Genomic DNA, 22,301 nt, shown 5'->3' with positions numbered 1-22,301 from the left:
CTAGAGCTCGACGCCGACGAGCACCGGCTCGGGCTGCAGCACGAGACCGAACTCGCTGTGCACCCGGCTCTGGATGAAGCGCGCGAGCTCTGCGACCTCGGCGGCGGTCGCACCGCCCCGGTTCGTGAGGGCGAGCGCGTGCTTGGTCGAGACCGAGGCGCGCGAACGCGGCAGCTTGAATCCCTTGCGGATGCCGGCCTGCTCGATGAGCCACGCGGCGCTGACCTTCACGTCGGCCACCTCGCGCGCCGGTGCCGGGATGAGACCGCCGTAGGAGGAGAGAGGGATGACCGTGACGGTGTCGAGGTCGGGCGAGACCGGCCAGCGCGGGCACTCGGGCGGAAGCGCGCGTGCGACGGTCTCGGTGACGATCGCGTTCTGGAAGAACGACCCGACGCCGTGCGTGTCGGGATCGACCTGATCCCACAGCATGCCCTTCGAGGCGCGCGTGGCGAGGATGCGCTCGCGCACCCACGACAGCGGCACGGGTGCGTCGTCGCCGAGGGTCAGCGCCCGGCGCAACTGCTCGCCGCGCACGATGCGCTCCCGCGCGATCAGCAGGTCGACCGTGATCGACAGGATCACGGCACGCCGCTCGGGCTCGCTGCCGTAGTGGTGCTTGAGCACCGAGGTGCGGAATCCGAGGCCCAGTTCGGCGGCGGGAACCGTCGAGATCTCGCCGGTCGCCGCGTCGATCAGCTCGACCTCGACGAGGGTCTCCTGGATCTCCTGACCGTACGCCCCGATGTTCTGCACGGGGGCGGCACCCACGGTGCCGGGGATGCCGCTCATCGCTTCGAGCCCCGCGTAGCCGTTCTCGACCGCGTACGCGACGAGTTCGTCCCAGCCGTGGCCCGCCTGGGCGCGCAGTCGGATGCGACCCTCGTGCGGCGAGGGCAGCTCGTCGATGCCGCGGGTGAGCACCCGGATGACGGTGCCCTCGAACCGCTCGTCGCCGACGAAGAGGTTCGACCCTCCACCGAGCACGAACCACTCGTCGCCGCTCGACCACGTCTCGCGGAGCGCGCTGACGAGCCCCTCGGTGGTCGTCGCGTCGAGCATCCGTTCGGGCGCACCGCCCGTGGCGATGGTGGTGAGCGCGGAAAGCGGGATCGGCGTGATCTCGTGCGCCTCGGCGTCGCCCATCAGACGGCGATGCGCAGCTGCGCCTTGACGAGCACGGTGGCCTCGCCGAAGGTGACCTTGAGGTCGACGCGCGCGGATGTATCGTCGACGGCGCCGATCGTGGCCAGCACGTGCACGTCGGCACCGTTCTCGGGATCGACGACGACGGGCTTGGTGAAGCGCACGCCGTAGTCGAGGATGCGGGTCTGCGGGTCGAGGGCCGCGACGACCACCGACGAGGCGATGCCCATCGTGAGCATGCCGTGCGCGAGCACGCCGGGCAGCCCGACGGATGCCGCGACGTCGTCGCGATAGTGGATGGGGTTGAAGTCGCCGGAGGCTCCGGCGTAGCGCACCAGCGACTCGCGCGTCAGGTGCACGGTGCGCTCGGCGATCACGTCTCCGATCGAGTACGCCATCACTCCCCCTCTCCGACCAGCAGCACGCTGGTCGCGGTCACGACATGGGCTCCTGCGGCATCCGTGATCTCGGCCTCGCTCGTGATGAGCGCGTTTCCGGCCATCATGCGGATGCCGGTGACCCGCAGCTGCGCGCTGAGCTCGTCGCCCGCGACGATCGGCCGCGTGTACGCGAAGCGCTGCTCGGCGTGGATCGTACGGGCCAGCACGATGCCCGAGTCCTCGGCGCCCAGGAGCTGCTGGAGCGTGAGGTCCTGGATGACCATCGGGAACGTCGGGGGCGCGACCACGTCGGCGAAGCCGGCCGCGCGGGCCGCCTCGACGTCGGTGTGCTGCGGAGCATCGGCGAAGACGGCGCGAGCGAACTCGCGCACCTTCTCACGACCGACGAGGTACGGGGGCGTCGGCGGGAACTCCCGGCCGACCAGTTCTGAGTTCACTGGCACCCCTCGATCCTATCGAGGGTCGCCGACAGCCGCCCTGCTCGCAGGTGCGGTCAGTCCTTCTTCTTGCGGCCCCGGATCGCCTTCAGTGCCATCTGCACGGCGATCACGACGAGATATGCCGCGAAGAGGATGTTTCCGACCCCCGGGTCGATCAGCGTCGCGAGCCAGGCGCCGAGAGCGGTCGTCGTGCAGGCGGCGACTCCGATCATGGCGGCGGCGAGCAGGTCGACGTTGCGGGTGCGCAGGTTTCCGATCGTGCCGGAGACCGCCGTGGGGATCATCATCAGCAGCGACGTGCCCTTGGCGACGAGGTCGCTCGTGCCGAAAGCGAGCATCAGCACCGGCACGACGATCACTCCCCCGCCGACGCCGATGAGACCGGCGAGCACGCCCGTTCCCACCCCGACCGCCACGAGTGCGATCCCCGTGCCCCACGACAGCTCGAACACGGCGTCGCGCGAGGGGATCACGAGGAAGAGGCTCACGATCACGACCACGAGGAAGCCCACGAAGCCCCACCGCAGAGCGGTCTGCGAGATGCGCGGCAGCAGGCGGGTGCCGATCTGGGCGCCGACGACGGCACCCGCGGCGAGGATCAGGGCCGGGATCCACGCGACGGAACCCGAGGCGGCGTAGGAGATCACACCGACCGCCGCGGTCGGGACGATTGCCGCGAGCGAGGTACCGGCGGCGAGGCGCTGGTCGAAGTGCAGCAGGAGCACGAGCAACGGGACGATCACCGTGCCGCCACCGACCCCGAAGAGTCCGGAGAGGAGCCCGGCGAGCAGGCCGATCCCGATGAACGTCGTGTAGGCCCGCGGTCCGCGGAACGGTCTCGTGGCCGCGTCGTTCACGTCTCTCCTTCTCCCGCGGCCCTGGGACGTGGCCGCACCGTCCGCCAGCCTACTCCCGCCCGAACACCGCTTCGGGCGAGCGTCCGACCACCGATTCGAACACCCCTGGGACGCAGTCCCCTCCTATGCGACACTTGATGCCAATCGCCGGGACGACGCCGTCCCTGCACGGATCGAAGGAGATCTCATGGTTCGCAGCACCCTCCCCGACGTCGAGGTCCCGGCCCTCTCGGTCTACGACTTCCTGTTCGGCGATCTCGACGAGCAGCGCCTGGACGCGATCGCGCTCATCGACGGGACGAGCGGTGCCGAGACGAGCTATCGCACCCTCGTCGAGCAGATCCAGCTCTTCGCCGGCGCCCTCGCCGTTCGCGGCGTCGGTGTCGGCACGCGGGTCGGAGTGCTGTGCCCCAACACCCCCGCCTTCGCGACGGTCTTCCACGGCATCCTGCGCTCCGGTGCGACGGCCACCACGATCAACTCCCTGTACACCCCCGACGAGATCGCGAACCAGCTCACGGATGCCGAAGCCGAGTGGCTGATCACCGTCTCCCCCCTGCTCCCGGGCGCCCGCGCGGCGGCCGAGAGGGTCGGCATCGACGCCGAGCACCTCGTCGTCCTCGACGGCGCCGAGGGCCACCCGTCGCTCGCAGCGCTGCTCGGAGAGGGGCATCCGGCGCCGGACGTGTCCTTCGACCCCGCCGAGCATCTGGCCGTGCTGCCCTATTCATCCGGAACGACCGGGCGCCCCAAGGGCGTGATGCTCACGCACCGCAACCTCGTCGCCAATGTGAGCCAGTGCCGCTCCACGATCTCCCTCGCCGATGACGACCGCGTACTCGCCGTTCTGCCGTTCTTCCACATCTACGGCATGACCGTGCTGCTGAACTTCGCCCTGCGTCAACGGGCTGCACTTGTCACGATGCCGCGGTTCGACCTCGCCGATTTCCTCCGGGTCGTCTCCGAGCACCGCACGACCTGGGTGTTCATCGCCCCGCCGATCGCGGTCGCCCTCGCCAAGCATCCGCTCGTCGACGAGTACGATCTCTCCTCGGTCAAGGTGATCTTCTCGGGCGCCGCGCCCCTCGACGGCTCCCTGGCCGCGGCCGTCGCGCGCCGCCTCGACTGCACGGTCTGTCAGGGATACGGCATGACCGAGACGAGTCCGGTCACCCATGCCATCCCGTACGACCGCGACGACATCGATCGGGCGAGCGTCGGCCTGCTGCTCAGCGGCACCGAAGCACGACTGCGCGACCCCGAGAGCGGGGCCGACCTGGAGGCGCCGGCGGGCGGGACGAGCGAACCCGGCGAACTGCTGATCCGCGGACCGCAGGTGATGAAAGGGTACCTGAACCGGCCCGACGCGACCGCCGAGATGCTCGATGACGACGGATGGCTGCACACGGGTGACGTCGGCACGGTGACCTCCGAGGGGGTCTTCCGCATCGTCGACCGACTCAAGGAACTCATCAAGTACAAGGGCTACCAGGTCGCCCCTGCGGTGCTCGAAGCGGTGCTCCTGGACCATCCCGCCATCGCGGACGCCGCCGTGATCGGTGCACCCGACGACGACGGTCAGGAGGTGCCGAAGGCCTTCGTCGTGGTGCAGGCGGGGGCGGACATCGACGCGGCGGGAGTGATGGCGCACGTCGCCGAGCGCGTCGCACCCCACGAGAAGGTGCGGCAGGTCGAGTTCATCGATGCGATCCCCAAATCGACATCGGGCAAGATCCTCCGCAAGGATCTGCGAGCACGTTGACACGATCACGTCGGCACCATGATCGCGGCCCACGACGAGAGAAGCCCGCCACCTCACGGTGACGGGCTTCTCTCGAGTCGAGTGATTACTCGGACTTCTCCTCGGCGGCGGGCGCCTCGGTGGTGTCTTCGGCTGCGGGGGCCTCCTCGGCGGGAGCCTCCTCGACGACCTCGGCGGTCTCCTCGGCGGGAGCCTCCTCGACCGGCTTCTCCGCCTTGGGGGCGGCAGCGGCCTTCTTGGTCGACTTCGCCTTCGGCGTGACGGGCTCGAGGACGAGCTCGATCACGGCCATCGGGGCGTTGTCACCCTTGCGGTTGCCGACCTTGGTGATGCGCGTGTAGCCACCCTCGCGGTCAGCGACCAGCGGAGCGATCTCGGCGAAGAGCGTGTGCACGACTTCCTTGTCACCGATGACCGACAGCACGCGACGGCGTGCGTGCAGGTCTCCGCGCTTGGCGAAGGTGATGAGACGCTCGGCGAGCGGACGCAGGCGCTTGGCCTTGGTCTCGGTCGTCTTGATCGACTTGTGGGTGTACAGCGCAGCGGCGAGGTTGGCAAGCAGCAGGCGCTCGTGGGCGGGGCCGCCTCCGAGGCGGGGACCCTTAGTGGGCTTGGGCATAATCGTCTAACTCCTGGTCAGAAAGGTCGGGTATCAGAAGGACTCGTCTTCGCTGCCGCCGTAGAAGTGGGCGCCGTCGAAACCGGGCACCGAATCCTTGAGCGACAGACCGAGCGAGATGAGCTTGTCGCGCACCTCGTCGACCGACTTCTGGCCGAAATTACGGATGTTCATGAGCTGCGTCTCCGAGAGGGCGACGAGCTCCGAAACGGTGTTGATGCCCTCACGCTTCAGGCAGTTGTACGAGCGGACCGACAGATCGAGGTCTTCGATCGGCATCGACAGCTCGCTGGAGTTCACAGCCTCCACCGGCGCCGGGCCGATCTCGATGCCCTCGGCCTCGACGTTCAGCTCGCGGGCGAGACCGAACAGCTCGGTGAGCGTCTTGGCAGCCGAAGCGACGGCGTCGCGGGGGCTGATCGAGTTCTTCGTCTCGACGTCCAGGACGAGCTTGTCGAAGTCGGTGCGCTCCCCGGCACGGGTCGCGTCGACGCGGTAGCTCACCTTGAGGACCGGCGAGTAGATCGAGTCGATCGGGATCTGACCGGCCTCGGCGTACTCGTTGCGGTTCTGCGTCGCCGAGACGTAGCCACGGCCACGCTCGATCGTGAGCTCGAGCTCGAACTTCGCGGTGTCGTTGAGCGTCGCGATGACGAGCTCGGGGTTGTGCACCTCGACACCGGCCGGAGCCGAGATGTCAGCGGCGGTCACTTCGCCCGCACCTGTCTTGCGCAGGTACGCGGTGATGGGCTCGTCGCGCTCCGAGGAAACGACGAGCTGCTTGATGTTGAGGATGATCTCGGTGACATCCTCCTTCACACCGGGGATCGTGCTGAACTCGTGCAGCACGCCGTCGAGACGGACGCTGGTGACAGCGGCACCGGGGATCGACGACAGCAGGCTGCGACGCAGCGCGTTGCCGATCGTGTATCCGAAGCCGGGCTCCAGAGGCTCGATGATGAACCGGCTCCGGTTCTCGACGATCTTTTCCTCGGTGAGTGTGGGACGCTGTGCAATGAGCACTCTGTGTTCCTTTCGATCACATGACCGCTATATGACATGTGGTGGGTGAGGTCTTGAGTTGTGGAAGTCGATGCCCGCGAACGGGCGGGCGAGCCGCTCGGCCCCGACCGTTCAGAGAACGGGACGGGGCGAGCGGCTCGCGAGCCGGATCAGACGCGGCGACGCTTCGGCGGGCGGCATCCGTTGTGCGCCTGCGGGGTGACGTCCTGGATCGATCCCACCTCGAGGCCGGCGGCCTGGAGCGAGCGGATCGCGGTCTCGCGGCCGGAGCCCGGACCCTTCACGAGGACGTCGACCTTCTTGACGCCGTGCTCGGCGGCCTGGCGGGCAGCCGACTCGGCTGCCATGCCTGCGGCGTACGGGGTCGACTTGCGCGAGCCCTTGAAGCCCACGCCACCCGACGATGCCCACGCGATGACGGCGCCGGTCGGGTCGGTGATCGAGACGATCGTGTTGTTGAACGTCGACTTGATGTGGGCCTGGCCCAGCGCGATGTTCTTCTTTTCCTTGCGGCGCGGCTTGCGCGCGGCGGCCTTGGGTGCAGCCATGAAAATGTTCTCCTAGTCCCTGGGGCCGCGCTTAGCGGGCCTTCTTCTTGCCGGCGACGGTGCGCTTCGGGCCCTTGCGGGTACGGGCGTTGGTCTTGGTGCGCTGACCGCGGACCGGGAGACCACGACGGTGGCGGATGCCCTCGTAGGAGCCGATCTCGACCTTGCGGCGGATGTCTGCGGCGACCTCGCGACGGAGGTCACCCTCCACCTTGTAGTTGCCTTCGATGTGGTCGCGGAGGGCGATCAGCTGGTCGTCGCTGAGGTCCTTCACGCGGATGCTCTCATCGATGTCGGTCGCCTTGAGGATCTCGACCGAGCGGGTACGGCCGACGCCGTAGATGTAGGTAAGGGCGATCACCACGCGCTTGTCGCGCGGGATGTCAACGCCGGCAAGACGTGCCATGCGGTTCTCCTGAGTGTTGTGGAGGTGTGGAACAGGATCGGTGCCCGGGCCTCCGCCCCGAGGTGTCCCCCACTCGCGTGGGATCTGATCCTGCCGTTCGTGTGTTCAGTTGTGTGTCGGATCCGAAGAGTGATCAGCCCTGGCGCTGCTTGTGGCGCGGGTTGCTCTTGCAGATCACCATGACGCGGCCGTGGCGGCGGATCACCTTGCAGTGATCGCAGATCGGCTTGACGCTGGGGTTGACCTTCATGATGTTTCCTATTCGCTGTCTTCGTACCGCCCCGCTGCGGGGCAGGCCGTTACTTCTCGACCGATCAGCGGTAGCGGTAGACGATACGGCCGCGGGTGAGGTCGTAGGGGCTGAGCTCCACGACCACGCGGTCCTCGGGGATGATACGGATGTAGTTCTGCCGCATCTTGCCGGAGATCGTTGCCAGGACCTTGTGTCCGTTGCTGAGCTCAACGCGGAACATCGCGTTGGGAAGAGCCTCGGAGATCACGCCCTCGATCTCGATGACACCGTCTTTCTTAGCCATAGCCTCGCTGACGCTTCTGCAGACCGGTCGATCTGCGGTGGGTGATTGGTTTGTTGGTGCTGCGCCGACGGACACGCCGAATCAGTGCACAAGGCACCAAAGATCTATGTTAGACGACGCCGGAGCATCCGGCAACCTGAGCCGTCGGCATCCGCGCGTCGCCCGTCGTGCACACGGCGAGGGCGGCCCCGTGACGGGACCGCCCTCGCCGTGTCGTCGATCCGATCAGGGCAGGATCTGCGCGAAACGCGACTGGATGTCGGCGTTCTCGATACGCTCACCGTTGATCTCGACGGTGGGCGTGCCCTGGATCTCGTGCTGGTTGGTCTGGTCGCGCACGAAGTTCATGTACGTGCCGTCCGCGATGCAGTCGGCTGCCACGCCGGCCCCGACCTGCTCGGCGTACGACGCGAGCTCTTCGTCGGTGTAGCCGGCAGTGTTCTCCTGCGGCTGGTTGGTGAACATGAAGTTGAAGAAGTCGAGGAACGAGTCCGGCGCGTTCTCGGCGACGCAGTACGCGGCGCCCGCGGCGCGGGTCGAGTACTTCGTGTTCTGCGAGTACCGGTCGAGGATCGAGATCGGGTGGATGTTGAGCGTGATGTCGTCGCTCGCCGCGGCGGCCTGCAGCTGCTCTCCGTACGCGTCTTCGAAGTCGCCGCAGATGGGGCACATGAAGTCGACGAACACGTCGACCTCGTCATCGCCGCCGCCGAAGCTGATCGCACCGGTCTCCTGGTTGACGTTGCCACCCTCGGGCGCGACGCCGGGGGCCGTGGCCTGGTTGTTCAGGAACACCACGAGCCCGCCGAGGACGACGAGCACGACGACGACTGCTGCGGACACCCCGATCGCGAACCAGTTGGTGTTGCTCTTCGCCGCTGCCATTGTCTTCCGTTTCTCTCGGTCTCGCCGCAGTGATTGCGGACGCAAGTACCCTGTGATCTTCCTGCATCAGCCTATGGGCTTCGTGTGAGGGGAACCTTGCCTGCACCTCACGCTTGCGTAACGGATGCCCGGGACAGCCGGTGAGACGAGAGGGCGACGGGGGTGTCAGGCGACGGGGACCGGCATCACACCGAAGGGAGCGAGGCCCGCTGCACCGCCGTCGGGCGCGGTGAGCACCCAGAGGCCGTTCTCGTGCACGGCGACGCTGTGCTCCCAGTGCGAGCCGTCCGAGCCGTCGACGGTCGAGACGGTCCAGTCGTCGTCCTCGATGAACGTCTCCTCGCCGCCGGCGGTGACCATCGGTTCGATCGCGAGCACGAGGCCCGGCTTCACTTCGGCGCCGGGGTCGGGCGTGCGGTAGTTGAAGACGCTCGGCGCCTCGTGCATCTTGCGACCGATGCCGTGGCCGACGTACTCGCGCAGGATGCCGTAGGTCTCCCCCGACACGGCTGACGGGCCCTGAGCCTCGATGTAGCCCTGGATCGCGGCGCCCAGGTCACCCAGGTGCCGGGCCGTCGCCATCGCGGCGATGCCGGCCCACATGGACCCTTCCGTCACGCGCGAGAGCTCCTCGCGATTCGCGACGACCTCGGGGCGGGTCTCGTCGGGGACGACGACCGTGATCGCACTGTCGCCGTTCCACCCCTGGTACTGCGCACCGCAGTCGACCGAGACGATGTCACCCGGTTGCAGCACCAGATCGCCCGGGATGCCGTGCACGACCTGCTCGTTGACCGAGACGCAGATCGTGTGGTGGTAGCCGCGTACGAGCTGGAAGTTCGACTCCGCGCCTCGGGCGAGGATCACGCGATTCGCCTCGGCATCCAGCTCGAGAGTCGTCACCCCGGGGCGGATCAGCGGACGGACGGCGTCGAGCGCCGCCGCCGTGATCAGCCCGGGCTCGATCATCGATCGGAGCTGGGCCGGGGTCTTGTAGATCGACCGGCGGAACATCCCGGAGCCGCTCAGACGGCGACGCGCAGACCGCGCGCGTCGAGCGCGGCGACGATGCGCTCGGTGATCTCATCGAGCGAGCCGACGCCGTCGATGCGATCGACGATGCCCTTCTCGCTGTAGACGTCGATGATCGGGGCGGTCTCACGCTCGTAGATGTCGAGCCGGTGGGCGATCGCCTCTTCGGTGTCGTCGGAGCGCCCCTGCTCGATCGCACGGAGGCTCAGGCGGGAGATGCTCTCATCACGCGGCACGTCGAGGAGGATCACGGCGTCGAGCGACTCGCCACGGCCCGCGAGGAACTCCTCGAGATGACCGACCTGAGCGGTGTTGCGCGGATACCCGTCGAGGAGGAAGCCGCTCGAGGCGTCGTCCTGCGCCAGACGGTCGCGGACGATCTCGCCCGTCAGTTCGTCGGGAACCAGGTCGCCGCGGTCGAGGATCGCGGTCACCTTCTGGCCGAGCTCGGTGCCGCCCTTGATGTTGGCGCGGAAGATGTCTCCGGTCGAGACCACGGGGATGCCGAAGGTCTCGGCGATGCGCACACCCTGCGTGCCCTTGCCGGAGCCCTGCGGGCCGACGATCAGGAGACGTGCGGATGCCGTCATCGGAGGAGCCCTTCGTAGTGACGCTGCTGCAGCTGGGCGTCGATCTGCTTGACCGTCTCGAGACCCACACCGACGATGATGAGGATCGATGCGCCACCGAACGGGAAGTTCTGGTTGGCACCGACCGTTGCCAGGGCGATCAGCGGGATGAGGGCGATCAGACCCAGGTAGATCGAGCCCGGCAGAGTGATGCGCGTCAGGACGTAGTCGAGGTACTCGGCGGTGGGACGACCCGCGCGGATGCCGGGGATGAAACCGCCGTACTTCTTCATGTTGTCGGCGACCTCGACCGGGTTGAACGTGATCGCGACGTAGAAGTAGGTGAATCCGATGATGAGCAGGAAGTACGCCGCCATGTAGATCGGGTGGTTGCCCGTGGTGAAGTACGTGCTGATCCAGGTGACCCACGCGGCCGGTGTCGAGCCGTCCTGCGGGGTGTTGAACTGCGCGATCAGCGCCGGGATGTACAGCAGCGACGAGGCGAAGATGACCGGGATCACACCCGCCATGTTGACCTTGATCGGGATGTACGTGTTCGTGCCGCCGTAGGTGCGGCGTCCGACCATCCGCTTGGCGTACTGCACAGGGATGCGTCTCTGGGACTGCTCGACGAACACGACGAGACCCATGACGATGATTCCGACGAGCAGCACGAGCAGGAAGACCTCGAAGCCCTTCGTCTGCCAGATGAGGCTCATCGCGCCGGGGAAGGTCGCGGCGATCGAGGTGAAGATGAGGAGCGACATGCCGTTGCCGACGCCGCGCTCGGTGACGAGCTCGGCGAACCACATGATGAGGCCGGTACCGGCGGTCATCGCCATGATGATGAGCAGCTGTGCCCACCAGACGTCGTTCGTGAGCAGGTTCTGGCAGGCCGCGAGATCGGTCGTTCCGAACAGCTGGCCGCTGCGCGCGACGGTGACGAGGGTCGTCGACTGCAGGAGCGCGAGGGCGATGGTGAGGTAACGCGTGTACTGGGTGAGGCGGGCCTGGCCGGCCTGGCCTTCCTTGTGCAGCGCCTCGAAGTGCGGGATGACCACGCGCAGGAGCTGCGTGATGATCGTCGCGGTGATGTAGGGCATGACACCCAGCGCGAAGATCGACAGCTGCAGGAGTGCGCCACCCGAGAAGAGGTTGACCAGTCCGAGGAGGCCCTCGGTCCCGTTGTTGGCCGCGAGGCACTCCTCGACGTTCGGGAAGTTCACGAACGGAGCGGGAACGTTGGAGCCGAGTCGGTAGATGGCGATGATGGCCAGGGTGAAACCGATCTTCCGACGCAGGTCGGGAGTGCGGAAGATCCGCGCGATGGCGCTAAACAAGAACGTGCCTCCTGAAAGGGGTTGCCGCAACCGATGGGCGGCTGAAAGACCAGAGTAACCTAAACGCGGTTCTCGGCATCCATGTGCACAGAAGGGGCCGGAGAATCTCCGACCCCTTCCCTGCTGTGGTTACTTGACGGAACCGCCCGCAGCCACGATCTTCTGCTCGGCGGAACCCGAGACCTTGTCGACCGCGACGGTGAGCTTCACGGCGATGTCGCCGTTTCCGAGAACCTTGACCTTCTCGTTCTTCCGAACCGCACCCTTGGCGACCAGGTCGCTGATGGTGACGTCGCCACCCTGGGGGTAGAGCTCCGCGAGCTTCTCCAGGTTCACGACCTGGTACTCGACGCGGAACGGGTTCTTGAACCCGCGCAGCTTCGGGGTGCGCATGTGCAGCGGCATCTGCCCACCCTCGAAACCGACGCGAACGGTGTTGCGAGCCTTGGTGCCCTTGGTTCCACGACCGGCGGTCTTACCCTTCGAGCCCTCACCACGGCCGACGCGAGTCTTGGCGGTGTTGGATCCGGGGACGGGACGCAGGTGGTGCACCTTCAGCACGCCGGGACGCGATGCCGGAGCATCCGCCTTCGGCGCAGCCTTCTTGGCAGCCGGCTTCTTGGCGGGAGCCTCAGCCTTGGCGTCGGCCGCAGCGCTCTTGGCCGGAGCCTTCTTCGCGGCGGGCTTCTTCTCGGCGGCAGCCTTGGGAGCTGCAGCCTTCTTCGTGGCCTTCTCGGCCTCGACGGCCTCGTTCTTCTCAGCCATTAGTCGATCTCCTCAACCTTGACGAGGTGTGCGACGGTCTTGACGTAACCGCGCGTCTGCGCGTCGTCGGGGCGGACGGTGGTGTCACCGATCCGCTTGAGACCGAGGCTGCGCAGCGTGTCGCGCTGGTTCTGCTTCTCGCTCACCTTGGACTTGATCTGCGTGACCTTGAGCCGGGCGGCCATCAGGCACCTACCTTCTGTGCGGCGATGGCCTCGGCCTCGGCGCGGACAAGACGCGCCGGTGCGACCTGGTCGAACTCGAGGCCACGACGTGCGGCGACCGCACGGGGCTCCTCGAGCTGCTTCAGGGCAGCGACGGTCGCGTGCACGATGTTGATCGTGTTCGACGAGCCGAGCGACTTCGACAGGACGTCGTGGATACCGGCGCACTCGAGCACGGCGCGGACCGGACCACCGGCGATGACACCGGTACCGGCAGCAGCCGGACGCAGCAGCACGACACCGGCCGCAGCCTCACCCTGCACGGGGTGCGGGATGGTGCTGCCGACGCGCGGAACGCGGAAGAAGTTGCGCTTGGCCTCTTCGACACCCTTCGAGATCGCCAGGGGGACCTCACGGGCCTTGCCGTAGCCGACGCCCACCAGACCGTTGCCGTCACCGACGACCACGAGAGCGGTGAAGCTGAAGCGACGACCACCCTTCACGACCTTCGAGACGCGGTTGATGGTGACGACGCGCTCCAGGAACTGGTTGTCACCACGGTCGCGCGAGTTGCGGTCGCGGCCACCCTGGTTGCGGTCACCGCGTCCACCGCGACGACCGTCGCGCTGGTCGCGAGTCGGCTCAGCCTGCGTGGTGCCGGCAGCCGTCTCGGAAGTGGCAGCAGCCGCTTCGGTCACTTCGTTCTCCTTGTTGTCACTCACAGTGCCAGACCCCCTTCGCGGGCGCCATCGGCGATGGCGGCGACACGACCGGCGTAGCGGTTGCCGCCACGGTCGAACACTGCCTCGGAAACGCCGGCGGCCTTCGCGCGCTCGGCGACGAGCTCGCCGACCTTGCGGGCCTTGGCGGTCTTGTCACCCTCGAAGCCGCGCAGGTCGGTCTCGAGCGTCGATGCCGACGCGACGGTGTGACCCTTGCTGTCGTCGACCAGCTGGACGAAGACGTGGCGGGCCGAACGGTTGACGACGAGGCGCGGACGCACCTCGGTGCCGACGACCTTCTTGCGAAGGCGGGCGTGGCGACGCGCGCGGGCGTCGGACTTTGACTTGAGAGCCATGGTTACTTACCACTCTTTCCGGCCTTGCGACGCACGTTCTCGCCGGCGTAGCGGACGCCCTTGCCCTTGTAGGGCTCGGGCTTACGGATCTTGCGGATGTTGGCAGCTGCCTCGCCGACAGCCTGCTTGTCGATACCGCTGACGGTGAGCTTGTTCGTGCCCTCGACCGTGAGCGTGATCCCCGCCGGCGGGTCGATCAGAACCGGGTGCGAGAAGCCGAGTGCGAACTCGACCGAGCCGCCCTTCTGCTGGACGCGGTAACCGGTGCCGACGACCTCGAGACCCTTGGTGTAGCCCTGGGTCACGCCGATGATGTTGTTGTTGATGAGCGTGCGGGTCAGGCCGTGAAGCGACCGCGACTCGCGCTCGTCGTCGGGACGGGTGACCAGAACCTGGTTCGCCTCGACCGCGACCTCGATGGGGCTGGCCACCGTAAGGGTGAGTTCACCCTTGGGGCCCTTCACCGCGACCTCGCGGCCGGTGACCGAAACGGTCACGTCCGCGGGAACGTCGATGGGAAGTCGTCCAATACGCGACATTTCGAATTACCACACGTAGGCGAGAACTTCTCCGCCCACGCCCTTCTGCTCTGCCTGGCGGTCCGTGAGGAGACCGGAGGAGGTGGACAGGATGGCCACGCCGAGGCCGCCGAGGACGCGCGGGAGCTCGGTGGACTTCGCGTAGACGCGGAGGCCGGGCTTCGACACGCGCTTGATGCCGGCGATCGACCGCTCGCGGTTCGGGCCGTACTTCAGCGTCAGCGTGAGGTTCTTGCCCACGCGGGCGTCCGAGGTCTCCCACGCGGAGATGTAACCCTCCTGCTGGAGGATCTCGGCGATGTGCGTCTTCAGCTTGCTCGACGGCAGGGTCACGGAATCGTGGTGCGCCGAGTTCGCGTTACGCAGACGGGTCAGCAGATCTGCGACCGGGTCTGTCATTGTCATTGTTGTTTTCCTTTGTTCATGAGGTTCCGGCTGCCGTTACACGACAGACGGCCTGCGATGACACGCAATCTTCAATTGTACGCACACATCGACGGGCTCAGTGACACATGACCACTGAGCCCGTCGACGGTGTTACGCCTGTGCGTCTTCCGAGCGGAACGGGAAGCCGAGGTGACGGAGCAGTGCCCGACCCTCGTCATCCGTCTTCGCGGTGGTGACGACGGTGATGTCGAAACCGCGAACACGGTCGATCCGGTCCTGATCGATCTCGTGGAACACGCTCTGCTCCTGGAGACCGAAGGTGTAGTTGCCGTTGCCGTCGAACTGCTTGGCCGAGAGACCGCGGAAGTCGCGGATACGGGGCAGTGCGAGCGAGACGAGGCGGTCCACGAACTCCCACGCGCGGTCACCGCGGAGGGTGACGTGCGCGCCGATGGCCTGGCCCTCGCGCAGCTTGAACTGCGCGATGGACTTGCGGGCCTTCGTGACGATCGGCTTCTGGCCGGTGATCTTGGTGAGATCGTCGACCGCGCCGTCGATCACCTTGCTGTCGCGAGCTGCCTCGCCGACACCGGTGTTCACGACGACCTTGACCAGTCCGGGGATCTGCATGACGTTCGCGTAGCCGAACTCTTCCTGCAGCGCCTTCTTGATCTCGGCGTTGTACTTCGCCTTCAGGCGGGGCTGGATCTTGCCAGCCACCGCGGCGTCGGTGGTTGCCATCAGAGGTCCTTACCTGACTTCTTCGCGAAACGCACACGAACGGTGCGCTTGACGCCGTCCTTGGTCTGCTCCTCGACCCGGTGGCCGACCTTGGTCGGCTTCTTGGTCGAGGGGTCGACGAGTGCGACGTTCGAGATGTGGATGGGAGCCTCGACGGTCTCGAGGCCACCGGTCTTGGTGCCACGCTGCGTCTGGCCGACGCGGGTGTGCTTGGTGACGTAGTTCACGCCCTCGACGATGATGCGGTTGCGCTCGGCAAGGATCTCGAGAACCTTGCCCTGCTTGCCGCGGTCTCCGCCGCGCTCGGGCTTGGCGCCCGTGATGACCTGAACGAGGTCACCCTTCTTGATCTTCGCCATGACTTAGATAACCTCCGGCGCCAGCGAGACGATCTTCATGAACTTCTTGTCACGAAGCTCGCGACCGACCGGTCCGAAGATACGGGTGCCGCGGGGCTCCCCGTCGTTCTTCAGGATCACGGCGGCGTTCTCGTCGAACTTGATGTACGAGCCGTCGGGACGGCGCGTGGACTTGACGGTGCGGACGATGACCGCCTTGACGACGTCGCCCTTCTTGACGTTGCCGCCCGGGATCGCATCCTTGACCGTCGCGACGATGGTGTCGCCCACGCCGGCGTAGCGGCGCTTCGAGCCACCGAGCACGCGAATCGTGAGCAGCTCCTTGGCGCCGGTGTTGTCGGCGACCTTGAGGCGGGACTCCTGCTGAATCACTTGGCCTTCTCCAGAATCTCCACCAGACGCCAGCGCTTCGTGGCGCTGAGCGGGCGGGTCTCGTTGATCAGGACCAGGTCGCCGATGCCGGCGGAGTTCGCCTCATCGTGCGCCTTGACCTTCGAGGTGCGGCGGATGACCTTGCCGTAAAGCGGGTGCTTCACGCGGTCCTCGACCTCGACCACGATGGTCTTGTCCATCTTGTCGCTGACGACGTAGCCACGACGCGACTTGCGGTACCCACGGGCATCCGCATCGCGCACATCGTGAGCAGCGTGCTCAGCCTCGACGGCGGCTTCCTTCTTGGTGGCCATCACTCAGCCTCTTCCTTCACGGCGTCGTCAGCGGCATCCGCCTTCTTCGCCTTCGACTTGGACGCCTTCTTGGCCGGAGCCTCGACCGGAGCGGGCGTCGCACGGATGCCCAGCTCGCGCTCGCGGATCACGGTGTAGAGGCGCGCGATGTCGCGCTTGACGGCGCGGATGCGGCCGTGGCTCTCCAGCTGGCCGGTGGCCGACTGGAAACGGAGGTTGAACAGCTCCTCCTTGGCCTTACGCAGCTCCTCAACGAGGCGCTGGTCTTCGAACGTGTCGAGCTCTGCCGGAGCGAGCTCCTTGGTGCCGATCGCCATTACGCGTCGCCCTCCTCGCGCTTGATGATGCGTGCCTTCAGCGGCAGCTTGTGAATGGCTCGCGTGAGTGCCTCACGTGCGAGCTCCTCGTCGACACCGGCGACCTCGAAGAGGACGCGACCCGGCTTGACGTTGGCGACCCACCACTCGGGCGAACCCTTACCGGAACCCATGCGGGTTTCGGCAGGCTTCTTCGTGAGCGGACGGTCGGGGTAGATGTTGATCCACACCTTGCCACCACGCTTGATGTGACGGGTCATCGCGATACGAGCGGACTCGATCTGACGGTTCGTCACGTAAGCGGGCGTGAGGGCCTGGATACCGTACTCGCCGAAGGAGACCTTCGTGCCACCGGTGGCCTGACCCGAACGACCGGGGTGGTGCTGCTTGCGGAACTTGACCTTACGGGGAATAAGCATCAGGCGGACGCTCCTTCTGCAACAGGTGCCTCGTTGCGCGGGGCACGGCGGCGGTCGCCACCACGGTCGTCACGACGAGCCTTGGGTGCGTTGGCCTGCTCGCGAGCGAGCTCCTTCGCGGTCAGGTCGCCCTTGTAGATCCAGACCTTGACGCCGATGCGGCCGAAGGTGGTCTTGGCCTCGTAGAAGCCGTAGTCGATGTTCGCACGGAGCGTGTGCAGCGGCACACGACCCTCGCGGTAGAACTCCGACCGGCTCATCTCCGCGCCGCCGAGGCGGCCGGAGACCTGGATGCGGATGCCCTTGGCGCCGGCGCGCTGAGCGCCCTGCAGACCCTTGCGCATCGCACGACGGAACGCCACGCGAGCAGAGAGCTGCTCGGCGATGCCCTGTGCGACGAGCTGAGCGTCGGCCTCGGGGTTCTTGACCTCGAGGATGTTCAGCTGGATCTGCTTGCCCGAGAGCTTCTCGAGGTCGCCACGGATGCGCTCGGCCTCGGCTCCACGACGACCGATCACGATGCCCGGACGGGCGGTGTGGATGTCGACGCGGACGCGGTCACGGGTGCGCTCGATCTCGATGTTCGAGACACCGGCGCGGTCGAGCTGCGTCTTCAGCAGGTTGCGGATCTTGATGTCCTCGGCGACGTAGTCGGCGTAACGCTGACCGGCCTTGGTCGAGTCCGAGAACCAGCGCGACACGTGGTCCGTGGTGATGCCGAGACGGAAGCCGTACGGGTTTACCTTCTGTCCCATTACTTGCTCGCCTTCTTGTTGCTGTCACCGGCAACGGGCGCAGCCGCCTCCGGCGTGGAGAGCACGACCGTGATGTGGCTCGTGCGCTTCTTGATCTGGAAAGCGCGACCCTGTGCACGAGGCTGGAAACGCTTGAGCGTCGTGCCCTCGTCGACGTACGCGTTGGCCACGTACAGGTCCTGCTCGTCGAGGTACTCGCCGTCGCGATCCGCCTTCACCTGCGCGTTGGCCATGGCCGACGCGACAAGCTTGTAGATCGGCTCGCTGGCGCTCTGCTGCGCGAACTTCAGGATCGCGAGAGCCTCCTGGGCCTGCTTGCCCTTGATGAGCGCGACGACACGACGAGCCTTCTGCGGGGTCACGCGGATGTGCTTCACGCGTGCGATCGATTCGACCATTAGCGGCGCCGCCCCTTCTTGTCGTCCTTCTCGTGGCCGCGGAAGGTGCGGGTGGGCGCGAACTCGCCCAGCTTGTGACCGACCATGGACTCGGACACGAACACAGGGATGTGCTTGCGACCGTCGTGGACCGCGATCGTGTGACCCAGCATGGCCGGGATGATCATGGACCGGCGGGACCAGGTCTTGATGACGTTCTTGGTGCCGGCTTCGTTCTGCACGACCACCTTGCGAAGCAGGTGATCGTCGACGAAGGGGCCCTTCTTAAGACTGCGAGGCATCTTCTCTTACTCCTACTTACGCTTCTTGCCGGCGTTACGACGACGCACGATGTACTTGTCGCTTTCCTTGTTGGCGTGACGGGTGCGACCCTCAGCCTGGCCCCACGGGGAGACGGGGTGACGACCACCAGAGGTCTTACCCTCACCACCACCGTGCGGGTGGTCGACCGGGTTCATGGCGACACCACGCACGGTCGGGCGAACGCCCTTCCAGCGCATACGGCCGGCCTTTCCCCAGTTGATGTTCGACTGCTCGGCGTTGCCGACCTCGCCGATGGTCGCGCGGCAGCGCGCATCGACGTTGCGGATCTCGCCCGAGGGGAGACGCAGCTGGGCGAAGTTGCCATCCTTGGCGACGAGACGGACGGATGCTCCGGCCGAACGTGCCATCTTCGCGCCGCCGCCGGGGCGGAGCTCGATCGCGTGGATGATCGTACCGGTCGGGATGTTCTTCAGCGGGAGGTTGTTTCCCGGCTTGATGTCGGCACCCGCGCCGGACTCGATGATGTCGCCCTGCTTCAGCTTCGCCGGAGCGAGGATGTAGCGCTTCTCACCGTCGAAGTAGTGCAGCAGCGCGATGCGCGCCGTGCGGTTGGGGTCGTACTCGATGTGAGCGACCTTGGCGTTCACGCCGTCCTTGTCATTGCGACGGAAGTCGATGACGCGGTACTGGCGCTTGTGGCCACCACCGATGTGACGGGTCGTGATGCGGCCCTGGTTGTTACGACCACCGGTCTTCGAGAGCGGGCGCAGCAGCGACTTCTCCGGCGTCGATCGGGTGATCTCGGCGAAGTCAGCCACCGACGAGCCGCGACGGCCCGGGGTCGTGGGCTTGTACTTGCGAATTGCCATGATTGTCCTTATCCCCCGGATCAGCCGATTGCCGTGAAGATGTCGATGGTGCCCGACTTCAGGGTCACGATGGCGCGCTTGGTGTCCTTGCGCTTGCCGGTGCCGAAGCGGGTGCGGCGGGCCTTGCCGACGCGGTTGAGCGTGTTGACGGACGCGACCTTGACGCCGAAGATCTTCTCGATGGCGAGCTTGATCTCGGTCTTCGAAGCGCGCGGGTCGACGAGGAAGGTGTACTTGCCCTCGTCGATGAGTCCGTAGCTCTTCTCGGACACGACCGGCTTCAGGATGACGTCGCGCGGGTCCTTGTTCAGGGCCGTCTGGAGAACAGATGCCTGCTCGCTCATGCGGAGACCTCCTGGTTGGCGCCGGTCTTCGAGGCGATGAAGCCCTCGAGAGCGGCCTGGGTGAAGACGATGTCGTCGGAGACGAGCACGTCGTAGGCGTTGAGCTGGTCGAACGTCAGCACGTGGAGGTTGTCCAGGTTGCGGATGCTCTTCAGCGTGACGTCGTCGTTGCGCTCGATGACCACGAGCACGTTCTTCGACGAGGCGACGGTGTTCAGGAAGTTCACCGCGGTCTTGGTCGAAGGCGCACCGTTGATCCCGAAGGACTCGATGACGTGGATGCGGTCACCACGGAAGCGGTCGCTCAGCGCACCCAGGAGGGCGGCCGCGATCATCTTCTTGGGGGTGCGCTGCGAGTAGTCGCGCGGCTTGGGGCCGTGCACGATTCCACCACCGGTCATGTGCGGCGCGCGGATCGAGCCCTGACGGGCGTTACCCGTGCCCTTCTGCTTGAAGGGCTTGCGGCCGGCACCCGAGACCTCACCGCGACGCTTGGTCGAGTGGGTTCCCTGGCGAGCCGCCGCGAGCTGCGCGACGACGACCTGGTGGATGAGGGGAATGTTCGTCTTGACGTCGAACAGCGCGGCGGGAAGCTCGATCGAGCTTGCCTTCTTGCCGTCTGCCTTGAGGACGTCGAGCGCGAGAGTCGAGTCAGCCATGATCAGGCACCCTTCACTGCGTTGCGGACGTAGACGATGCGGCCACGAGCACCGGGGACGGCGCCCTTGACGAGCAGCAGACCCTTCTCGATGTCGACGGCGTGCACCGTGAGGTTGAGGACGGTCACGCGCTCGCCACCCATACGGCCGGCCATGCGCATGCCCTTGAAGACGCGGCTCGGGGTCGACGATGCGCCGATGGAGCCGGGCTTGCGGTGGTTGCGGTGCGAACCGTGCGATGCCGAGACGCCCTTGAAGTTGTGACGCTTCATGACACCGGCGAAGCCCTTGCCCTTGCTCGTGCCGACGACGTCGACGAGCTGGCCGGCTTCGAACGTGCCGTCGACCGTGAGCTCCTGGCCGAGCGAGTAGTCGCCGGCATCCGCGGTGCGGATCTCGGTGACGTGGCGGCGCGGCGTGACGCCGGCGGCCTCGAAGTGAGCCGTGAGGGGCTTGTTCACCTTGCGGGGGTCGATCTGGCCGTACGCGATCTGCACGGCGTTGTAGCCGTCCTTCTCGGGGGTACGAACCTGCGTGACCACGTTCGGCGCGAGCTCGATGACGGTGACGGGAACGAGCTTGCCGCTCTCGTTCCACACCTGGGTCATGCCGAGCTTCGTGCCGAGCATGCCCTTGGAAATCTTTGCGTTGATGTCAGCCATGTCGAACCTCAGAGCTTGATCTCGATGTTGACATCGGCCGGGAGGTCGAGACGCATCAGCGAGTCGACGGCCTTGGGCGTCGGGTCGACGATGTCGATCAGACGCTTGTGGGTGCGCATCTCGAAGTGCTCGCGGCTGTCCTTGTACTTGTGGGGCGACCGGATGACGCACACGACGTTCTTCTCGGTCGGAAGCGGCACGGGGCCGACGACGGTCGCGCCCGCACGGGTCACGGTGTCGACGATCTTGCGTGCCGACGAGTCGATGACCTCGTGGTCATACGACTTCAGGCGAATGCGGATTTTCTGTCCCGCCATTGTCTGCTCACTCTCTTTAAGCGTCTTACCGACCTGAACCCGGTGGCTCAGGGGCATTGGACGCACGTCGGCGCTGTTCGCGCCTCGGCACTCGAACGACTCCGGGGAGTCGATCTGCGCACCACTGTTCTGCTGTCATCCCGACCTCCGCCGCGCACGGCGAAGACCTCGAAAGGAAGGTGTCGGGGTTGTGTGTTCTGCTACCCGCGGCCTAGAACCCTGCATCTCTCAGAGGAGACGCCGTCTATGCACTGCCCTGGCAGTGATCCAGTGCACGCTGAGCGCACCGAAATGTCGAACCTGTCTATTCTGCCACGGGGTATTTCACTTGCGCAAACCCGGGCGTGTCGCGCCTCGTCCGAAGCCTCAGCCGCGAGGTGAGAACGGGGCGAGGCATCCCCATGCCTCGCCCCGTTCGGGGAGGGCGTTCAGTGCGAGGGGGCACACCGAACGCGAGGAATCCGGCGTGAAGGGACGCCGAGATCCTCGATCGAGGGCACGGCGATGACGCCGCCGTGCAGGCGGGGTGACGAAGGCGCGCAGCGAGTGCGCACGTCGCAAGATGATCCCCAAGATCGCATTCCCCAGTTGAACGCGGACGAACCGCGTGCTTCAGGAGACCGGACCCCTCCGGGCTCCCCGACCGCCCTATCCCCAGTGCGGTCTCTTGAATTCTACGCATCCGCGCACCTCAGCGCGAGCATTCGCCGGAATATCACAGCGAACGACGAAGGGCGGTGACCTCCTCCCGGAGATCACCGCCCTCTGCGCGATGGACTGCCTGCGCGATGGACTACTGGTTGCCGACCTGCTTGTCGGCCGCGTCGCGGATCTCGTCGATCTTCTCGGACGCACCCGGAGCGATCTTCTTGGCGAAGTCGGCGACGCCGTCGAAGACCTTATCGCTGATGTCCTCGGCCTGCTCGCTCTTCACGGCCTCGGCGATCTTGTCCTTGTTCTGTTCGACGAAGTCCTTGCCCTTGTTGACGGCGTCCTCGATACCCATGTGCGTCC

36 protein-coding genes are annotated in these 22,301 nt (G+C 66.3%); 1 reads left to right on the top strand and 35 read right to left on the bottom strand.

The annotated features are described in order from the left end of the window. The 4 genes from ACIQTT_RS14500 to ACIQTT_RS14485 are packed head-to-tail and all read right to left on the bottom strand — an operon-like array spanning nt 1 to nt 2,844. On the bottom strand, nt 1-1,146 hold the full coding sequence (locus ACIQTT_RS14500) for a UDP-N-acetylmuramate dehydrogenase (RefSeq protein WP_402791525.1): 1,146 nt from the start codon (nt 1,144-1,146) through the stop codon (nt 1-3). Continuing rightward, entirely contained in the window at nt 1,146-1,544 is a 399-nt protein-coding gene (locus tag ACIQTT_RS14495) for a MaoC/PaaZ C-terminal domain-containing protein (RefSeq protein WP_402791522.1), read from the bottom strand. Before ACIQTT_RS14495 ends, ACIQTT_RS14500 begins: the two co-directional genes overlap by 1 nt. Next, nucleotides 1,544-1,990: a MaoC family dehydratase N-terminal domain-containing protein gene (locus tag ACIQTT_RS14490; RefSeq protein ID WP_402791519.1), complete on the bottom strand. Its 447-nt coding sequence runs from the start codon at nt 1,988-1,990 to the stop codon at nt 1,544-1,546. Before ACIQTT_RS14490 ends, ACIQTT_RS14495 begins: the two co-directional genes overlap by 1 nt. Nucleotides 1,991-2,040: 50 nt before the next feature. Beyond that, nucleotides 2,041-2,844, bottom strand: a complete 804-nt coding sequence (locus ACIQTT_RS14485; RefSeq protein WP_402791516.1) for a sulfite exporter TauE/SafE family protein — start codon at nt 2,842-2,844, stop codon at nt 2,041-2,043. 187 nt (nt 2,845-3,031) lie between these two features. Between ACIQTT_RS14485 and ACIQTT_RS14480 the strand changes: the two genes are divergently transcribed. Further along, a complete protein-coding gene (locus tag ACIQTT_RS14480) occupies nt 3,032-4,606 on the top strand; it encodes an AMP-binding protein (RefSeq protein WP_402791514.1) in 1,575 nt (524 codons plus the stop codon). Nucleotides 4,607-4,691: 85 nt separating this feature from the next. On the opposite strand, the gene rplQ is transcribed toward ACIQTT_RS14480, so the two are convergent. The 31 genes from rplQ to ACIQTT_RS14325 form a co-directional block, all read right to left on the bottom strand. Then, on the bottom strand, nt 4,692-5,225 hold the full coding sequence (rplQ, locus tag ACIQTT_RS14475; RefSeq protein ID WP_402791512.1) for a 50S ribosomal protein L17: 534 nt from the start codon (nt 5,223-5,225) through the stop codon (nt 4,692-4,694). 33 nt (nt 5,226-5,258) lie between these two features. Next, nucleotides 5,259-6,248, bottom strand: a complete 990-nt coding sequence (locus ACIQTT_RS14470; RefSeq protein WP_247625164.1) for a DNA-directed RNA polymerase subunit alpha — start codon at nt 6,246-6,248, stop codon at nt 5,259-5,261. Between the two features lie 149 nt (nt 6,249-6,397). Beyond that, on the bottom strand, nt 6,398-6,796 hold the full coding sequence (gene rpsK, locus ACIQTT_RS14465; protein ID WP_376180669.1) for a 30S ribosomal protein S11: 399 nt from the start codon (nt 6,794-6,796) through the stop codon (nt 6,398-6,400). Between the two features lie 31 nt (nt 6,797-6,827). After that, nucleotides 6,828-7,202 carry a 30S ribosomal protein S13 gene (gene rpsM, locus ACIQTT_RS14460; protein ID WP_017201568.1) on the bottom strand — a complete coding sequence of 125 codons (375 nt, stop codon included), beginning with the start codon at nt 7,200-7,202 and terminating at the stop codon, nt 6,828-6,830. Nucleotides 7,203-7,335: 133 nt separating this feature from the next. Continuing rightward, nucleotides 7,336-7,452, bottom strand: a complete 117-nt coding sequence (gene rpmJ / locus ACIQTT_RS14455) for a 50S ribosomal protein L36 (RefSeq protein WP_005050492.1) — start codon at nt 7,450-7,452, stop codon at nt 7,336-7,338. Between the two features lie 64 nt (nt 7,453-7,516). After that, nucleotides 7,517-7,738, bottom strand: a complete 222-nt coding sequence (gene infA / locus ACIQTT_RS14450) for a translation initiation factor IF-1 (RefSeq protein WP_017201569.1) — start codon at nt 7,736-7,738, stop codon at nt 7,517-7,519. A 225-nt stretch (nt 7,739-7,963) separates the two neighbouring features. Then, entirely contained in the window at nt 7,964-8,623 is a 660-nt protein-coding gene (locus tag ACIQTT_RS14445; RefSeq protein WP_402791507.1) for a DsbA family protein, read from the bottom strand. Nucleotides 8,624-8,788: 165 nt separating this feature from the next. Beyond that, nucleotides 8,789-9,637 (bottom strand): type I methionyl aminopeptidase, encoded by an 849-nt coding sequence (map, locus tag ACIQTT_RS14440; protein WP_402791504.1) that lies wholly within the window; start codon nt 9,635-9,637, stop codon nt 8,789-8,791. 11 nt (nt 9,638-9,648) lie between these two features. Further along, the gene (locus tag ACIQTT_RS14435; RefSeq protein ID WP_402791501.1) at nt 9,649-10,245 is read right to left on the bottom strand and encodes an adenylate kinase; all 597 of its coding nucleotides are present in this window, start codon (nt 10,243-10,245) and stop codon (nt 9,649-9,651) included. Next, nucleotides 10,242-11,564 (bottom strand): preprotein translocase subunit SecY, encoded by a 1,323-nt coding sequence (gene secY, locus ACIQTT_RS14430; protein ID WP_247625168.1) that lies wholly within the window; start codon nt 11,562-11,564, stop codon nt 10,242-10,244. Before secY ends, ACIQTT_RS14435 begins: the two co-directional genes overlap by 4 nt. A gap of 129 nt (nt 11,565-11,693) precedes the next feature. Then, a complete protein-coding gene (gene rplO / locus ACIQTT_RS14425) occupies nt 11,694-12,329 on the bottom strand; it encodes a 50S ribosomal protein L15 (protein WP_402791497.1) in 636 nt (211 codons plus the stop codon). Then, nucleotides 12,329-12,514, bottom strand: a complete 186-nt coding sequence (gene rpmD, locus ACIQTT_RS14420) for a 50S ribosomal protein L30 (protein ID WP_017201575.1) — start codon at nt 12,512-12,514, stop codon at nt 12,329-12,331. The genes rplO and rpmD overlap by 1 nt, the downstream gene beginning before the upstream one ends. Beyond that, complete coding sequence (rpsE, locus tag ACIQTT_RS14415) at nt 12,514-13,191, bottom strand: 30S ribosomal protein S5 (protein ID WP_282185367.1); 678 nt, start codon at nt 13,189-13,191, stop codon at nt 12,514-12,516. The genes rpmD and rpsE overlap by 1 nt, the downstream gene beginning before the upstream one ends. Before the next feature lie 20 nt (nt 13,192-13,211). Beyond that, nucleotides 13,212-13,571 (bottom strand): 50S ribosomal protein L18, encoded by a 360-nt coding sequence (rplR, locus tag ACIQTT_RS14410; protein WP_247625170.1) that lies wholly within the window; start codon nt 13,569-13,571, stop codon nt 13,212-13,214. Between the two features lie 2 nt (nt 13,572-13,573). Continuing rightward, nucleotides 13,574-14,110, bottom strand: coding sequence for a 50S ribosomal protein L6 (gene rplF / locus ACIQTT_RS14405; protein WP_402791492.1), 537 nt, complete (start codon nt 14,108-14,110; stop codon nt 13,574-13,576). Between the two features lie 6 nt (nt 14,111-14,116). Continuing rightward, nucleotides 14,117-14,515 carry a 30S ribosomal protein S8 gene (gene rpsH, locus ACIQTT_RS14400; protein ID WP_402791489.1) on the bottom strand — a complete coding sequence of 133 codons (399 nt, stop codon included), beginning with the start codon at nt 14,513-14,515 and terminating at the stop codon, nt 14,117-14,119. Nucleotides 14,516-14,647: 132 nt separating this feature from the next. Beyond that, entirely contained in the window at nt 14,648-15,238 is a 591-nt protein-coding gene (gene rplE / locus ACIQTT_RS14395; protein ID WP_402791486.1) for a 50S ribosomal protein L5, read from the bottom strand. Next, nucleotides 15,238-15,597: a 50S ribosomal protein L24 gene (gene rplX / locus ACIQTT_RS14390; RefSeq protein ID WP_247625174.1), complete on the bottom strand. Its 360-nt coding sequence runs from the start codon at nt 15,595-15,597 to the stop codon at nt 15,238-15,240. The genes rplE and rplX overlap by 1 nt, the downstream gene beginning before the upstream one ends. 3 nt (nt 15,598-15,600) lie before the next feature. Then, a complete protein-coding gene (gene rplN, locus ACIQTT_RS14385) occupies nt 15,601-15,969 on the bottom strand; it encodes a 50S ribosomal protein L14 (protein ID WP_045253838.1) in 369 nt (122 codons plus the stop codon). Next, nucleotides 15,966-16,283, bottom strand: coding sequence for a 30S ribosomal protein S17 (rpsQ, locus tag ACIQTT_RS14380; RefSeq protein ID WP_045264643.1), 318 nt, complete (start codon nt 16,281-16,283; stop codon nt 15,966-15,968). The genes rplN and rpsQ overlap by 4 nt, the downstream gene beginning before the upstream one ends. Continuing rightward, nucleotides 16,283-16,600: a 50S ribosomal protein L29 gene (gene rpmC / locus ACIQTT_RS14375; RefSeq protein ID WP_050722500.1), complete on the bottom strand. Its 318-nt coding sequence runs from the start codon at nt 16,598-16,600 to the stop codon at nt 16,283-16,285. The genes rpsQ and rpmC overlap by 1 nt, the downstream gene beginning before the upstream one ends. Next, the gene (gene rplP, locus ACIQTT_RS14370) at nt 16,600-17,019 is read right to left on the bottom strand and encodes a 50S ribosomal protein L16 (RefSeq protein ID WP_017829203.1); all 420 of its coding nucleotides are present in this window, start codon (nt 17,017-17,019) and stop codon (nt 16,600-16,602) included. The genes rpmC and rplP overlap by 1 nt, the downstream gene beginning before the upstream one ends. After that, the gene (gene rpsC / locus ACIQTT_RS14365; RefSeq protein WP_149422506.1) at nt 17,019-17,774 is read right to left on the bottom strand and encodes a 30S ribosomal protein S3; all 756 of its coding nucleotides are present in this window, start codon (nt 17,772-17,774) and stop codon (nt 17,019-17,021) included. The genes rplP and rpsC overlap by 1 nt, the downstream gene beginning before the upstream one ends. Further along, nucleotides 17,774-18,172: a 50S ribosomal protein L22 gene (rplV, locus tag ACIQTT_RS14360; protein WP_402791480.1), complete on the bottom strand. Its 399-nt coding sequence runs from the start codon at nt 18,170-18,172 to the stop codon at nt 17,774-17,776. The genes rpsC and rplV overlap by 1 nt, the downstream gene beginning before the upstream one ends. Continuing rightward, nucleotides 18,172-18,453, bottom strand: coding sequence for a 30S ribosomal protein S19 (rpsS, locus tag ACIQTT_RS14355; protein ID WP_046013408.1), 282 nt, complete (start codon nt 18,451-18,453; stop codon nt 18,172-18,174). Before rpsS ends, rplV begins: the two co-directional genes overlap by 1 nt. Before the next feature lie 12 nt (nt 18,454-18,465). Next, entirely contained in the window at nt 18,466-19,305 is an 840-nt protein-coding gene (gene rplB, locus ACIQTT_RS14350; protein ID WP_402791477.1) for a 50S ribosomal protein L2, read from the bottom strand. Nucleotides 19,306-19,325: 20 nt separating this feature from the next. Then, nucleotides 19,326-19,649, bottom strand: a complete 324-nt coding sequence (gene rplW, locus ACIQTT_RS14345) for a 50S ribosomal protein L23 (protein ID WP_247625179.1) — start codon at nt 19,647-19,649, stop codon at nt 19,326-19,328. Next, the gene (gene rplD, locus ACIQTT_RS14340) at nt 19,646-20,308 is read right to left on the bottom strand and encodes a 50S ribosomal protein L4 (RefSeq protein ID WP_402791473.1); all 663 of its coding nucleotides are present in this window, start codon (nt 20,306-20,308) and stop codon (nt 19,646-19,648) included. Before rplD ends, rplW begins: the two co-directional genes overlap by 4 nt. Nucleotides 20,309-20,310: 2 nt before the next feature. Beyond that, a complete protein-coding gene (rplC, locus tag ACIQTT_RS14335) occupies nt 20,311-20,970 on the bottom strand; it encodes a 50S ribosomal protein L3 (protein ID WP_402791470.1) in 660 nt (219 codons plus the stop codon). A gap of 8 nt (nt 20,971-20,978) precedes the next feature. Next, entirely contained in the window at nt 20,979-21,287 is a 309-nt protein-coding gene (rpsJ, locus tag ACIQTT_RS14330; protein ID WP_030147986.1) for a 30S ribosomal protein S10, read from the bottom strand. Between the two features lie 793 nt (nt 21,288-22,080). Further along, nucleotides 22,081-22,293 carry a hypothetical protein gene (locus ACIQTT_RS14325; RefSeq protein ID WP_402791467.1) on the bottom strand — a complete coding sequence of 71 codons (213 nt, stop codon included), beginning with the start codon at nt 22,291-22,293 and terminating at the stop codon, nt 22,081-22,083. Between the last annotated feature and the right edge of the window lie 8 nt (nt 22,294-22,301).

The organism is Microbacterium sp. NPDC090225, assembly GCF_044772365.1.
Lineage (GTDB): Bacteria > Actinomycetota > Actinomycetes > Actinomycetales > Microbacteriaceae > Microbacterium.
The sequence above is the reverse complement of the archived record's forward strand: the minus strand, read 5'-3'. Positions and strand labels throughout refer to the sequence as shown.

Excerpts from the sequence above, each read along its gene's own strand:
- rplF (WP_402791492.1), bottom strand. The coding sequence starts at position 14,110 with ATGTCGCGTATTGGACGACTTCCCATCGACGTTCCCGCGGACGTGACC.
- map (WP_402791504.1), bottom strand. The coding sequence starts at position 9,637 with ATGTTCCGCCGGTCGATCTACAAGACCCCGGCCCAGCTCCGATCGATG.
- rplQ (WP_402791512.1), bottom strand. The coding sequence starts at position 5,225 with ATGCCCAAGCCCACTAAGGGTCCCCGCCTCGGAGGCGGCCCCGCCCAC.
- rplC (WP_402791470.1), bottom strand. The coding sequence starts at position 20,970 with ATGGCTGACATCAACGCAAAGATTTCCAAGGGCATGCTCGGCACGAAG.
- rpmD (WP_017201575.1), bottom strand. The coding sequence starts at position 12,514 with ATGGCCGCCCGGCTCAAGGTCACGCAGATCAAGTCCAAGGTGAGCGAG.
- rplB (WP_402791477.1), bottom strand. The coding sequence starts at position 19,305 with ATGGCAATTCGCAAGTACAAGCCCACGACCCCGGGCCGTCGCGGCTCG.
- rpsJ (WP_030147986.1), bottom strand. The coding sequence starts at position 21,287 with ATGGCGGGACAGAAAATCCGCATTCGCCTGAAGTCGTATGACCACGAG.
- rpsC (WP_149422506.1), bottom strand. The coding sequence starts at position 17,774 with ATGGGACAGAAGGTAAACCCGTACGGCTTCCGTCTCGGCATCACCACG.
- ACIQTT_RS14500 (WP_402791525.1), bottom strand. The coding sequence starts at position 1,146 with ATGGGCGACGCCGAGGCGCACGAGATCACGCCGATCCCGCTTTCCGCG.
- ACIQTT_RS14435 (WP_402791501.1), bottom strand. The coding sequence starts at position 10,245 with ATGACGGCATCCGCACGTCTCCTGATCGTCGGCCCGCAGGGCTCCGGC.
- ACIQTT_RS14480 (WP_402791514.1), top strand. The coding sequence starts at position 3,032 with ATGGTTCGCAGCACCCTCCCCGACGTCGAGGTCCCGGCCCTCTCGGTC.
- rplD (WP_402791473.1), bottom strand. The coding sequence starts at position 20,308 with ATGGCTGACTCGACTCTCGCGCTCGACGTCCTCAAGGCAGACGGCAAG.
- rplW (WP_247625179.1), bottom strand. The coding sequence starts at position 19,649 with ATGAGCGAGCAGGCATCTGTTCTCCAGACGGCCCTGAACAAGGACCCG.
- rpsM (WP_017201568.1), bottom strand. The coding sequence starts at position 7,202 with ATGGCACGTCTTGCCGGCGTTGACATCCCGCGCGACAAGCGCGTGGTG.
- ACIQTT_RS14325 (WP_402791467.1), bottom strand. The coding sequence starts at position 22,293 with ATGGGTATCGAGGACGCCGTCAACAAGGGCAAGGACTTCGTCGAACAG.
- rplV (WP_402791480.1), bottom strand. The coding sequence starts at position 18,172 with ATGGTCGAATCGATCGCACGCGTGAAGCACATCCGCGTGACCCCGCAG.
- rplP (WP_017829203.1), bottom strand. The coding sequence starts at position 17,019 with ATGCTTATTCCCCGTAAGGTCAAGTTCCGCAAGCAGCACCACCCCGGT.
- ACIQTT_RS14445 (WP_402791507.1), bottom strand. The coding sequence starts at position 8,623 with ATGGCAGCGGCGAAGAGCAACACCAACTGGTTCGCGATCGGGGTGTCC.
- infA (WP_017201569.1), bottom strand. The coding sequence starts at position 7,738 with ATGGCTAAGAAAGACGGTGTCATCGAGATCGAGGGCGTGATCTCCGAG.
- rpsS (WP_046013408.1), bottom strand. The coding sequence starts at position 18,453 with ATGCCTCGCAGTCTTAAGAAGGGCCCCTTCGTCGACGATCACCTGCTT.
- ACIQTT_RS14495 (WP_402791522.1), bottom strand. The coding sequence starts at position 1,544 with ATGGCGTACTCGATCGGAGACGTGATCGCCGAGCGCACCGTGCACCTG.
- rpmJ (WP_005050492.1), bottom strand. The coding sequence starts at position 7,452 with ATGAAGGTCAACCCCAGCGTCAAGCCGATCTGCGATCACTGCAAGGTG.
- rpmC (WP_050722500.1), bottom strand. The coding sequence starts at position 16,600 with ATGGCGATCGGCACCAAGGAGCTCGCTCCGGCAGAGCTCGACACGTTC.
- rpsK (WP_376180669.1), bottom strand. The coding sequence starts at position 6,796 with ATGGCTGCACCCAAGGCCGCCGCGCGCAAGCCGCGCCGCAAGGAAAAG.
- rplE (WP_402791486.1), bottom strand. The coding sequence starts at position 15,238 with ATGGCAACCACCGACGCCGCGGTGGCTGGCAAGATCCAGCCCCGCCTG.
- rplX (WP_247625174.1), bottom strand. The coding sequence starts at position 15,597 with ATGGCGAAGATCAAGAAGGGTGACCTCGTTCAGGTCATCACGGGCGCC.
- rplO (WP_402791497.1), bottom strand. The coding sequence starts at position 12,329 with ATGGCTGAGAAGAACGAGGCCGTCGAGGCCGAGAAGGCCACGAAGAAG.
- rpsQ (WP_045264643.1), bottom strand. The coding sequence starts at position 16,283 with ATGGCCACCAAGAAGGAAGCCGCCGTCGAGGCTGAGCACGCTGCTCAC.
- rplR (WP_247625170.1), bottom strand. The coding sequence starts at position 13,571 with ATGGCTCTCAAGTCAAAGTCCGACGCCCGCGCGCGTCGCCACGCCCGC.
- rpsH (WP_402791489.1), bottom strand. The coding sequence starts at position 14,515 with ATGACAATGACAGACCCGGTCGCAGATCTGCTGACCCGTCTGCGTAAC.